The sequence below is a fragment of the Butyrivibrio fibrisolvens genome, assembly GCF_037113525.1.
Taxonomy (GTDB): Bacteria; Bacillota; Clostridia; order Lachnospirales; family Lachnospiraceae; genus Butyrivibrio; species Butyrivibrio fibrisolvens.
The window spans coordinates 2,055,200-2,067,652 of sequence record NZ_CP146963.1 but is presented as its reverse complement, the minus strand read 5'-3'; the positions used below and the strand labels follow the sequence as shown (position 1 = coordinate 2,067,652).

The 12,453-nt window shown below is 40.1% G+C and carries 11 protein-coding genes; 1 reads left to right on the top strand and 10 read right to left on the bottom strand.

Going from position 1 to position 12,453, the window contains the following annotated elements:
- Nucleotides 1-74: 74 nt before the first annotated feature.
- From gltX to WAA20_RS08515, 5 genes are all read right to left on the bottom strand, one after another.
- Nucleotides 75-1,529, bottom strand: coding sequence for a glutamate--tRNA ligase (gene gltX, locus WAA20_RS08535; protein WP_073386089.1), 1,455 nt, complete (start codon nt 1,527-1,529; stop codon nt 75-77).
- A 47-nt stretch (nt 1,530-1,576) separates the two neighbouring features.
- Nucleotides 1,577-1,792 carry a FeoA family protein gene (locus WAA20_RS08530; protein ID WP_073386087.1) on the bottom strand — a complete coding sequence of 72 codons (216 nt, stop codon included), beginning with the start codon at nt 1,790-1,792 and terminating at the stop codon, nt 1,577-1,579.
- A gap of 172 nt (nt 1,793-1,964) precedes the next feature.
- Nucleotides 1,965-2,975, bottom strand: coding sequence for a DUF4340 domain-containing protein (locus tag WAA20_RS08525; protein WP_073386085.1), 1,011 nt, complete (start codon nt 2,973-2,975; stop codon nt 1,965-1,967).
- 152 nt (nt 2,976-3,127) lie between these two features.
- A complete protein-coding gene (locus WAA20_RS08520; protein ID WP_073386084.1) occupies nt 3,128-5,284 on the bottom strand; it encodes a Gldg family protein in 2,157 nt (718 codons plus the stop codon).
- Entirely contained in the window at nt 5,284-6,477 is a 1,194-nt protein-coding gene (locus WAA20_RS08515) for an ABC transporter ATP-binding protein (protein WP_073386082.1), read from the bottom strand. Before WAA20_RS08515 ends, WAA20_RS08520 begins: the two co-directional genes overlap by 1 nt.
- 304 nt (nt 6,478-6,781) lie before the next feature.
- Between WAA20_RS08515 and WAA20_RS08510 the strand changes: the two genes are divergently transcribed.
- Nucleotides 6,782-7,720, top strand: a complete 939-nt coding sequence (locus WAA20_RS08510) for a LacI family DNA-binding transcriptional regulator (protein WP_073386081.1) — start codon at nt 6,782-6,784, stop codon at nt 7,718-7,720.
- Between the two features lie 81 nt (nt 7,721-7,801).
- On the opposite strand, the gene WAA20_RS08505 is transcribed toward WAA20_RS08510, so the two are convergent.
- The 5 genes from WAA20_RS08505 to WAA20_RS08485 all read right to left on the bottom strand — a co-directional run bounded on the left by WAA20_RS08505 (nt 7,802) and on the right by WAA20_RS08485 (nt 12,453).
- Nucleotides 7,802-8,167: a zinc-ribbon domain-containing protein gene (locus tag WAA20_RS08505; protein WP_073386079.1), complete on the bottom strand. Its 366-nt coding sequence runs from the start codon at nt 8,165-8,167 to the stop codon at nt 7,802-7,804.
- 385 nt (nt 8,168-8,552) lie between these two features.
- Complete coding sequence (locus WAA20_RS08500) at nt 8,553-9,524, bottom strand: methyl-accepting chemotaxis protein (RefSeq protein WP_073386078.1); 972 nt, start codon at nt 9,522-9,524, stop codon at nt 8,553-8,555.
- A gap of 12 nt (nt 9,525-9,536) precedes the next feature.
- Nucleotides 9,537-10,631 carry an FIST N-terminal domain-containing protein gene (locus WAA20_RS08495; protein WP_073386076.1) on the bottom strand — a complete coding sequence of 365 codons (1,095 nt, stop codon included), beginning with the start codon at nt 10,629-10,631 and terminating at the stop codon, nt 9,537-9,539.
- A gap of 20 nt (nt 10,632-10,651) precedes the next feature.
- Nucleotides 10,652-11,758 carry an amino acid ABC transporter ATP-binding protein gene (locus WAA20_RS08490; RefSeq protein ID WP_081373701.1) on the bottom strand — a complete coding sequence of 369 codons (1,107 nt, stop codon included), beginning with the start codon at nt 11,756-11,758 and terminating at the stop codon, nt 10,652-10,654.
- Nucleotides 11,758-12,453, bottom strand: a complete 696-nt coding sequence (locus WAA20_RS08485) for an amino acid ABC transporter permease (protein ID WP_338802660.1) — start codon at nt 12,451-12,453, stop codon at nt 11,758-11,760. The genes WAA20_RS08490 and WAA20_RS08485 overlap by 1 nt, the downstream gene beginning before the upstream one ends.

The following is a 12,453-nucleotide window of genomic DNA, read 5'->3' as shown; positions in this document are numbered from 1 at the left end:
AATAGAGCCCTTCGATATGATCGAATCATTGGGCTCTATTACTGCAATTTTGAATTATAGATGCGTATTAACTATTAAGCTTCAAGCTTAGCAATTGCTGCCTTGATGCGGGCGATGGATTCTTCTTTGCCAAGGACTTCCATGATCTCTGTGCCGCCGCAAGGGGTCTGCTCTTTACCGGAAAGAGCAATTCGAAGTGGCCATAATACGAAGCCGTTCTTGTAGCCCTTATCTGTAACAAACTGCTTGATTGATGCAAAGAGGTTATCGTTAGAATAGTCATCGATGCTCTCTACAAGAGGAAGGAGCTCTTTGAGTACAGGGAGTGCGCTCTCTGCATCTGTCTTCATCTTCTTGTTGAAGTAGATAGCGTTGTCGTATTCAGGAACCTTTTCAAAGAAATCAACCATTCCTGCAATATCAGGCCAGATCTCGATACGAGTCTTAACCATAGCTGCGATCTTGTGGAAGTCGATATCCTTTGTGATTACCTCTTTCATGTAAGGAAGTGCAAGTTCGTAGAACTTGTCATCATCCATGCGCTTTAAGTATTCACCGTTCATCCATTTGAGCTTAGTATAGTCAAATACTGAAGGAGACTTATTGATACGGTGGTAATCAAACTTCTCGATAAGCTCATCAAGGCTGAGGATCTCTTCGTTGTCTTCAGGAGACCATCCAAGAAGAGCGATGAAGTTAACTACTGTCTCAACAAGGAAGCCCTGCTCAAGGAGGTCTTCGAATGAGCTGTGGCCTGAACGCTTAGAAAGCTTGTGATGATCTTCATCTGTAATAAGCGGACAGTGGATATATTTCGGAATCTCCCATCCAAATGCCTCATAGAGACGGTTGTACTTAGGAGTTGAAGAAATATACTCGTTACCACGAACAACGTGTGTGATGCCCATAAGGTGGTCATCTACAACGTTAGCAAAGTTATATGTAGGGAAACCGTCAGATTTGATAAGGATCATATCATCAAGTTCCTTGTTATCTACTGTGATATCACCGTAAAGCTCGTCGTGGAATGTTGTTGTGCCTTCTGTAGGGTTGTTCTGACGAATTACGTATGGCTTACCTTCTGCAAGGTTCTTCTCAATCTCCTCTTTTGAAAGGTGGAGACAGTGCTTATCATAAACTGTAACTTCCTTGCCATCGATAACCTGCTTAAGAGTAGCAAGTCTTTCAGGTGTACAGAAGCAGTAATAAGCTTCACCCTTATCTACGAGCTGCTTAGCATAATCAAGATAGATTCCTGATGCCTGACGCTCTGACTGAACATAAGGGCCTACAGGACCGCCGATATCCGGACCTTCATCATGCTTAAGTCCTGTTTTCTTAAGTGCGTCATAGATAAGCTCTGTAGCGCCTTCTACGAAACGCTCCTGGTCTGTATCTTCAATACGGAGGATATAATCTCCGCCTTCATGTTTTGTGATCAAATACTCATAAAGAGCTGTTCTTAAATTACCGACATGCATACGACCTGTTGGGCTCGGTGCATATCTTGTTCTGATCTTAGCAGCCATTACTGATATGTCCTTTCATTAGCCACTTATTGGCTTTAATACTTGGATTATTCTACGTCGATTGCTGATGCGAAATTCTTGCAAAGAGCTATCTGCTTTCCACAGGATTCGATTATAAGTGATCCCTGTTTCTTCCTGCTGATAACCTTAACTTCGGTGCCTTGCTTAAGTCCAAGACTTCTAAGTCTGTCCCCGTTTGCATCCTCAAGATTCAGTCTTGTGATGCGATAAGTACCATTCTTCTCAACCTCGCACAAACTCATGCGAAATCCTCCGTATAGCGTTTATTACGCCGCGCAAAAAGCGCAAGCAAATTTGATTATAACGCTTCCCCCAAAAAAATCAACATATTCATTATAAATAAATCAATTACCAGATGCAATATTACAAAAAAATCGTCCATACCGGTAAAAATGGCATGGACGATCATTAAGTTTATTGTGCCTGTGATGCCTCTGTTGAAGCGTCTTGGGATACATCTGCTGTAGCATCGTCAGATGAACCAGCTGAAGCATCCTGTGCTGCTGCAGCTGAAGATGCTGCACCAGCGTCAATATCTACGCCTGTTATTCCAGCGCTTGTTTCAGTTGTGCTTCCAGCAGCATCAACCTTTGCAAAAGATGATGCATCAACTCCAAATGAAGAGCTAAGTGTTGAATTGATCATGTATACGTTAGCAGAATCACCGATTCTTGCATAGTAAAGGCTTGATACAGAGTTGTAATCGCCAATATAGATCGTGGTCTTAGTTCCATCATTTTTGGTGACTTCGATTGTAAGTGATGGATGATCAAGCCCGTACTGAGCGAAATCTGTTACACCTGCAATCTCCTTGTTAGATGTTACTGATGCAAGACTGCTAAGAAGGTATGTGATGCTGTCCTGATCAAGTTCTACTGTCTTATCAGAAGCAAGTACCCATGCGCCATTCTCAAGAACAAGATCATATGCTACTTCTGAAGTGTATTCGTATGTAGGCTCAACTGCTTCTGCAACTGCATCTGATGTTCCATCTGTAGCATCAGCTGTCTGTTGTGTACCTTCAGCTGTTTCTGTAGATGCACCTTCTGAAGCTGCTTCTGCAACTGCCTCAGAAGCACCTTCTGTAGCATCAACATCTGTAACTTCTTCTACAGTAGCATCAGTTGCACTATCAGCTGCTGGTGTTTCTTCTGTAGCTGAATCAGATGCTCCTTCTGCTGCATCTGCAGCTTCATCAGAAGCTCCTTCTACAGCTACATCAGTAGCTGTTCCTACTTCAGTTTTGGTTGTCTTAGTAACTTTTACTTCATTAATTGTAGTTGTATCCATTGTGAGGATTGTGTAGTCGTCTGTAAGCTGATCTTCTGCGACTTTCTTATTATGTGCAGAAAGTGCGAAGTAAGCAGCAACCATTACAGCAAGTACCACAAGGATAATGATAAGCTGTGTCTTTTGTTTTTTCATAACTGACCTCGTGTGTCGTCTATTTATAGATGTCGGATAATCACTGTTCACTTGTCTTCTATTTATCCATAAACAGTAACACCGATTCACTTTCTTACGAAATCCGCAGTAAATGCGGATTTCTGATTCAAAGTTGCGAAAACATATGCTCTTTACATATGTCTTCTCTTAGCGTAAACAACAATACCGCCAACAAGAATAGCAAGTATTACAACCCACCATACAACCTTGATAGTAGAAACTGCCTTGGTTGAATATGTAAGATTTACGTTCATGTATTCAGCAGGAATAGATACAAATGTTGAATCAAGCGCGATCATGGATGTGAATGTGTTACTGAAAAGAGTAAGGTTTGTTCCACCTGTCCATGTATCAACTGTCTCATTGAAGATGTTGCAGCTTGAGTAAACAACACATGTAGATGTACCGCCGCTTGCAAGAGTCTTATCAGCCTTAAGACCAATTACCTGCTTAGCTTTATCAGAGAACTGATATGAGTTATCTTCGCCAAAGCTAAGAAGTGATGCCTGATCAGAAGATGTAAGGATCTCTGTATATGCTGTATCAGCTGACTCAGCATTATATGAAAGACCTGTTGCATAGATTGCAAGAACAGGTGCATTAGTTGTTCCTACACCCTTTGTAATGTCACTTGCAGTGTTTACATTTGGAAGAAGCTGTCCGTTAGTAAGACCGCCTGATGTAAGCTCATATGCATAATAGTTCTGAGGATTTTCTTCATATACAAGCTGTCCGCTGTTGGTGATGCCGTAGTATGAAAGAACTGTATTAAAGTTTGTCATATCTGCATCGCCTACATATCCGAAGATAGCAAGGATATTGCCTCCACGGTCGATATAAGCCTTGATCTTCTCAACTTCGTCTGCCTTAAGGTCTGTCTGAGGGAAGTTGATGATAAGGAGGCTGCAATCTTCCGGTACAGCGTCTGTTGTATAAAGTGTAAGGTCTTCAGATGAAACATTAGCTTTTGCGATAACATCAGCAAATGATGTCTCGAAAGCTGTCTCGTTATGACCTGTAAGTGTATAAGCCTTTACAAGCTTATCCTCTGTAAGCTGAACATACTGGATAGCCTGAGCAAGTTCTCCCTCTACGTCATAACCTGTGATGTTCTGTGAGTATGTATTGTAATCCATCTCAAGTACAAGGAACTCCTCAAGAGGAATAACCTTTGATCTGTTTGTCTTGCTGTCATATACAATCGCATCATAAGTAGAAACATCTTCTGTTGTATACTTCTGAACGAATGTAGGCTGTGTCTCAAGGTCAACGAACTCATATGAGATCTTGCCTGTGTATCTCTGGAACATCTTTACATTTTCTACGATGGTCTCAGTATATGTATATGCCTCATACTGTTCCTGTGTACCAATAAGGAAGATAGAGATCTCATCGCTTGTAGAAGATGCAACTTCCTTAGCTGCGTCTGTAAGTGAATATGTTCCGTTATTAGTAACGTCAATGATACGATACTTCTCCGGGATCTGGCTTGCAGCAAGGTTTACAAATACTACAACTACAACCATAAGAATAGTCATTGTTGCAGAATACATACCAATTGAAACATTTTTCTTGGAAACAGTATATCTTCTCTTCTGAATTGACTGTGTTGTCAGGAAGAGGAAAAGAGCTGTTACTGTAAGCATGTATGCTACAGATGTAAGGTCAAATGATCCGTTTAAAAGTGTAATGAGTCTTGAACCAAAGTCATATACTGCAGAAAGAAGTTTTGCAACTGTCTCATTGCCGATATTGCCATAGAAGCTTCCAAGAATCATTCCAAGGAATGTTACAAGGATTGAGAATACCGCAGCGATGGTAGCAGATTCTGTAAGTGATGACATGAACATACTGATGGAAATGATCATAAGAGCATAAAGCAGTACGCCAAAGATCATTACATAATCCCACTTATATGGAACTGATCCAAAGATGCCCATAATAGGTGGCAGTACGCAGAAAAGTGCGATCGGAATAGCTACTACTGCAGCAAGTGCAAGGAACTTTCCAAGTACAACTTTTCCAATTGAAACAGGTGCAGTAAGAAGAAGCTGATCTGACTTGTTCTTTTTCTCATCAGCAAAACATCTCATTGCAAGTACAGGTATAGCAAAAGTAAAACCATACATACACATGCTATACATTGTATTAGCAAGATCTGCATATCCATATATTAGGTTATAATCCCAAAAGAACAACAAACCTAAAACAAGTATAATATCAATAGCTATAGGACCTACAAGGGTCTGAAAATAGGATTTGAACTCTCTTTTAAAAATTGCAAGCATTACTCATTCTCCTCCTCATCTGTCTCAGCCATAACTTCATCGATATCTTCGATATCAAGTTCTCCCATAGCAGCCTTTTCAAGCTCCTCATCAGAAAGAACTTCTTCTTCACTTTCAGGACGAAGCGGATCAAGACCCTGAGCCTTGGCAACTTCCTTAGCTATGCGTCTTGCTTCCTTGCGCTGCTCTTCTATCTCTTTTTCTTCCTTCTCGTTCTTCTTCTCTTTCTTGGCCTTAGAATGATCTATATAGCCAGGAGTCTGAGTTGTAGCTGCAAGGAAGATATCTTCAAGAGTTGTTCTCTTTTCTGTGAGCTCAAGCACAGGAATGGAAGCCTTGGCAAATGCAAGACCAACATTCTTTCTAACATCAACAGGAGCATCTGTTGTGATAACAACTTCGTATGCCTTGTCACCATCACACTTTTCAGAGATCTGGATATCCTTAACATGAGCGATATTCTTAAGTGTCTCCTTAATAGCAGAAGGCTCAGCGATAAGACGAAGCTTAAGTACCTGAGACTTGTTCTCGGCAGCTTCAAGCTCTTCTTCAGAACCCTGCTGTACAAGCTCACCATGAGACATGATAAGAATGTAGTCACAAACTGCACTTACCTGTGAAAGGATGTGTGAACTTAAGATAACGATATGATCTTTTTTCAGAGATCTCATGAAATCCTGCATCTGGTTGATCTGCTGAGGATCAAGACCTACTGTAGGCTCATCAAGAATGATGACTTCAGGATCACCAACAAGGGCCTGAGCAAGTCCGACTCTCTGTTTGTAACCTTTAGAAAGGTTGCGGATCATACGATGCTCATAATCTCCGAGCATAGTCTCAGAAAGGATCTTAACAAGATGCTCTCTAATATCCTTCTTGGGCACCTTCTTAAGTTCGCATACGAAACGAAGATACTCACCAACAGTCATATCCATGTAAAGCGGAGGAATCTCCGGAAGATAGCCAACACATGCTTTAGCTTCTTCGGGCTCCTTTAAGATATCATGACCATTGATAGTAACAGTTCCGCTATCTGCAGCTATATATCCTGTCATTATGTTCATAGTAGTGGATTTACCGGCACCATTAGGGCCAAGGAAACCATAGATTTTGCCTTTTTCGAGTTTGAAAGACAAATGATTGACGGCCTGGTAGTCGCCATAGGTTTTGACAATATTATCTACCTCAATCAACTTTTGTAGACCTCCCTGAAATTTTTATGTCGTGCCTGTTCCCGCGTGCAGGATGCCCTCCAGCGCTACCTGCAGCAACCGAACAGAAACATTTTCTCATACATTTGTGAAAAAAATATGTTCGATTAGAATAAAAAACTTTTTTCATAAAGATACATTTAAATTTTATGCACAACATTTTGATTATACTACATTTTTTTAATCAGTCCAATAAAGTAAAAAATAGTTATCCGCAAAGCTTTCTATATATAATCTTAAAAGATAATCATTGCATTTATTTAAAATACGTCATAAAGAAAGTGGCATGAAAGCGAATTCGCCGAGTACTGTTTCGATTGTACTTAGGGGGCTTTCTGAGAAAAGAAATATTTCTGATGCCACAAAGAAAAAGGTGTTAGAAGCAGCTAAGACCTTAGGCTACACTCCAAACATGCAGTCAAAACTCTTAAGAAGCAATCTTCCAAACCTTCCTGTTATCACACTCTTCTGGGACTCTACCACAAGGCAGTATATCCTTGGAAGCTTCCTAAAAGGTATTCAGGATTCTATTGTTAGTAACGGCTTTACTTATGACCTTCAGGTTAAGCCCTATGCTGTGGACCATCTCGAAGAGTCCATGACGGCAAGAACCCTCATGGAAAGTAATGGTATCATCATATGTAATGCATCAGATAAGGACATAGAGTTTCTTGAAAACAATGACCTGTCTGTCCCGATAGTTCTCTACAACCGCTACTCTGATAAGTATCCTACCGTCAACATGAATGACAAAGAAATTGGCAAGATGGCTGCGGATGTTTTTATAAGACACGAAAAGACAAGACCTGCTCTTCTTACTTCTGTACCCAATTTTGAAGGTATGGTAATAAGAGAAAATACGTTCAAAGATATACTAAACCAAAACCATATTTCTGATATATATAGAATAGTTGTAGATGATACCCCCTCAGGTGGTTATATGGGGGTTCTCGAGATATTAAAATCCAAGCCTCTACCTGACTGTATCTTATGTAGTTCTGATAATATAGCACTTGGTGCAATTAAAGCTTTTTATGATAAGGGGATTAAAATTCCTGAGCAATTAGAACTTATCAGTATCGGAAACGGAAATAGAGACTTAGAAGAATATTCAACTCCGTCTCTATCGGTAGTAAGTCTTCCCTTAGAAGCTATGGCCGATGCATGCTTGACAAGAATATCAAGAGCAATAACAGATTTAAGCCTTGTATCAGATTCTAGATAATTCTCGGCAGAATATATATCAAGGGAAAGTTGTCCATGAAAAAAAGGCCTCTACCATAGAGGTCTTTCTTTCTACATATAATTAAATTTTGTCTCTAATATCTTGTAAAATTAAAATTATCTCTCCAAAACCAATAAAAGACATTCCTAGAGCAAAACCTGATGCAATCAAAGCCAAACCAATCAACGTATTATCCAAGCCACCAAATAAAAAACACACAACTCCAGCAATAAAGCATAAAAACATATCAATATATCCAATAAATTTCAAACAATCGCCCACTGCTGATTTTTGTTTTCGAACTTGATTTACTTTTTCAGTATTAATTGGCGAAGTACTATTAGTTATTTCTGATTTAACATTTTCTTCTATATTAATCTTATATCCGCACTCTGTACAGAACTTATCATTATTATATAGTTCAGCTCCGCATTTAGGACAAACCATATCTACCTCCAAAATAATAATATGCTTTTCTAAAGCTTTAAAAATGTTGGTATCTTGTGAAAACTCATTGTCTTAAAATGTTTCTTGGACAAACTTCCCACACAGTATCTTTTATCATGTTCAGATGTTCTGCGCAGCCAGTTTATAAATAGTTTTCTAATCTTTGAGAGTTTTATTAAATTCAAGAGCTTGATAAATGAAGGTTTATATTCTGTTTAGGGTCCGCTTGTCTGAGCGAAGCGAGTTTCGGACCCTAGAATATAAACCTTCAGATATCATGCCTTGAATTATAAAACTCGAGAGATTATAAAACTATTTATAAACTGGCTGCGCAGAACATCTGAACATGATGCAACAGCCTCCCCATGTGGGAAGTTTGAGTTTCTTACTTATTATCGTTAATGATCTTATTGATGTAAGGATCGAACTGTTCAAGTACGTTGTTCATATCTTCAAACATAAGACCCTTCTTGGTGATCTTGTTCTTGAGTTCAAATATACTATCAGTAACATTGTTGAAATATTTGTTGGAATCTTCAATACTACCTGAGATAGCATCTATGGACTCATCACACTTTTGAAATACTCCTGTTATCTCCTTACTCTGATCGCCAACTTCGTCAGCAACAGTCTTAATATTACCGATAATCTCCTGAGTTGCTGCAATCTCATTATGAGACTGCTCTATAGCCTCTTTGGTCTTACCAAGAGAGTCTTTAAGAGACTGGTTATTTTCATTAAGGTTGGTCATACCTGTACCGATTGAAGATACAAGATTCTTGATCTCAGTTGAGAGCTTATTAACCTGAGTAGCAACGACTGCGAAACCCTTACCTGCTTCACCTGCTCTTGCAGCCTCGATCGAAGCGTTCAAAGCAAGGAGATTGGTCTGGTTAGCAAATGCATTGATCTGGTTAACCTGATCCTGGATCTCATCGAAGCTCTCCTGGAACTTATCAAATACTGCTTGCATTGCTTCGATAGTATCTGATACAGAATTTGAACTGTCATCAACTCTGTTCATTCCGGCATGAGAATCATCAGCAGTCTTAACCATCTTTTCTACGATGTCACCAAAGGCGTCAGAGATGGATCTTACATTTTCGAACTGCTCTTTAAAGGCATCTACTGAATTGATGATATTATCGTATTTGTCTTTTACCTGTTCGAACTGATCACCGATCTCTTCTATACCTTCAATAGTAACCGCTTCTTCGTTCTGAAGCTTCTCTTTTTGTTTGATCGCAAATTTGCCAGCCTCCGCAAGTGGCGCAAGCTGCTGAGCTATGCTTCTGGCCTGCACACCCTGGATAACTTCAGAATCCGCTTTTTCTTTGTTCTTGTTAAAGAAAGCCATAGTATACCTCCATCAATCAAATACAGCACAGACCATTGTCTGATTAACATGCTGCGTCTTATACTGCTCGCCACCACCTACAATTCCGACATGTTTACCAAGTGTTCCCATGTCATTCATGAAATCCTGCAGATGATTCCTTTGACTGAATAACAGATGTCTGTAAATACAGTTAATACTAAGCACAAAGGATATCTTAGAATTCTCTGATTTGATCTTTCTTCTGGTTTCATCATTGATAGATTGATAATCCTGAAGCTGAAGGATGGCAACCGTATCATTTTCATTAAATCTCTTATAATTGATAAGTGATCCGTTATCTCCGATTCCATACTGGGAACAAATATAAACTTCATCACCTATGATACGTCCAAGAGGATTTTCAAGAACGTTATCAACGATCTGATTTCTGGAAATACCAAGCTCATTACCATAAACTTCAGATGCCGGCTTGTAGTCCATCTGAACAAGCTCTTTGGTCTTCATGTTAACCTTGGTAGCGATATGTTTCTTGGCATTTTCTTTCAATCTATAGATATTTTCTGAATATGTTCTGATCTTACCAGACTGATTTTTGATAACTGCAAAGCAGCAGGCATCTTCGTAAAGTTCGCCATTAACTGCTACATAGGCTGTTTTTCCATTCGGAACACCAAAAACAGTTCCACCTATGATTGGAGCTTTTTTCTCACCAAGAACTACGTTCATAGTGGTAACAAGGCGCTCTTCATCATTAGTACACAGCTCAAAGCAGATAGAATCTTCATCTCCAGGAGATACTTCATTTACCGCACTCTTAAGTCCCATAATGTCATACAAAGGTGCAGATGATAAGTATCTGAGAACGCCAACCTTGACCTTCGCATCACTGCCAAAGCCGATGACCACTAGCTTATTGTCGCTGGCATCTTTCTCATAATAAGAAATCGCGCATGTTCCAATTGTCGGAACATCGGGATAAGCTGCCTTGAGCTCATCAGTTACACCCTTCAGCATGTCATAATGCGAGAAAAAAATGATCAGATGCGGATTGGACAAGCCATTAGTAGCCTCTGCTACTGCCGCCTTGGCATCCTTGCTTACACTGCTTCCGATAAATGTCTGCATTTAATACCTCCTTATCTGTTTCAAATCACCACTTTGAGTGTATTGATTCCGTACTTGTAACTATGTTCTCTATGTTTAGCCACTTTCTTAAGTATCGTTAATCCAATATGTATCCCACCGATATCCGTTTCAAGGATCTCAAAGATGTCTTTATTTTTACCAAAGTACAAAAGATCAATGTTTACATCTCTGGTTCCTTCTGCAAGTGAGATCCTAAGGCTTATATCCGGAAACTCCCACACATTCTGTTCAATCACCTCTTGTATGAGCTCCTCGGCATAGAGCTGAAGCCTTATTATGTACTTGCCGTCTATACCATACTTTTCTCCAAACTTCTGAATTCCACCATGCAGCTTCATAAGGTCAAAATCCTTTGAAGTTATATCGTAAGTGAAGTGCTTTAGTTTGAAGATAAAGTCTTTGGTCAGCTGCTTTTGAGGATTATCAAAAATATCTTCCGGAGTGCCTTCCTCATATAGCATGTGCTCTGCAAGGAAAATAATGTGTGAACCTACTTCTCTTGCAAAATTCATCTCGTGAGTTACGATGACCATGGTCATATTCTGCTTGGCAAGAAGCCTTATAGTCGCAAGAACTTCACCTATCATCGTAGGATCAAGAGCTGATGTTGGTTCATCAAACAGCATTACCTCAGGGTCCATAGCAAGGCATCTGCATATGGCAATTCGTTGTTTCTGACCTCCTGATAGCTGATCCGGCATTGCATGAGCTTTATCCGAAAGGCCTACAGTCTTTAGCAGCTCCATGGCCTTTTTTTCAGCATCTTCTTTGCTCATGCCCTTTAGCTTCATAGGCGCCAGGGTAATATTTTTCATGACATCCATATGACTAAAAAGATGGAAGCCCTGATATACCATTCCAAGCTTCATCCTGAGCTTGTCCAGCTGAGCCCCTTTTGCTCTTGTAATCTCCTCATCACCGATGTAGATCTTCCCTTCATCAGGAATCTCAAGCATCTCTATCATGCGCAGCAATGTACTCTTGCCGCACCCGGAGCCGCCGATAAGGACGACTATCTCGCCCTTTTCTACAGAAAGATTCACATCTTTGAGCACTTCAGACTTTCCGTAGCTTTTGGACACGCCCTCAAGCCTTATCATATCCATCAGTGCTCACCCCCTCTTCCTGCCATCCTGCGCTTTTCTACAAAAGCGAAGATCCCATATACTATATATGCGATCGCAAGATAAAGGAGCACACCTGTGATCAACATGATCATAGGCTGCATGGTGCGCATCGTGATATTATTTATAACCTTGGTAAGGTCCGTAATCGTTACATAGCCAACTACACTGGTCCACTGAAGAAGCGTAACTATAGCTGACTGGTATACAGGAAGCGCTACATCAACTGCCTGTGGAAATGTTATATAGAAAAAAGCCTGCCATTTACTAAAGCCAAGAGTTCTGGCCGCTTCATTCTGCATCTTATCTGTCGCCTGAAAAGATGTCCTCATGATCTCAGCCACATGTGCAGAAAAATTGGTCGAATAAGCAAATACTGCTATCATCGGCGCTGACAAAGGACTCGTAGCAAATATAACGTAATAAAAGATCATCAAAACAAGAAGTACCGGGCTGCCACGAAGAATCGCTATATACAATGCAGCAAGTGTACTAACAAAGCGTTTTTTACTAATGCGGAGCCTGCAAATACCAAATGCCAGTATCGTCCCGAATATTACTGATAGTATGGTTATCTCAAGTGTTACACCTATACCTTTCAGTATCGTAAGATATGCGCCGCCCTCTACAAATATGTCGTACAATAGTTCCGGCAAAGTTTTCATTAATATCACCAT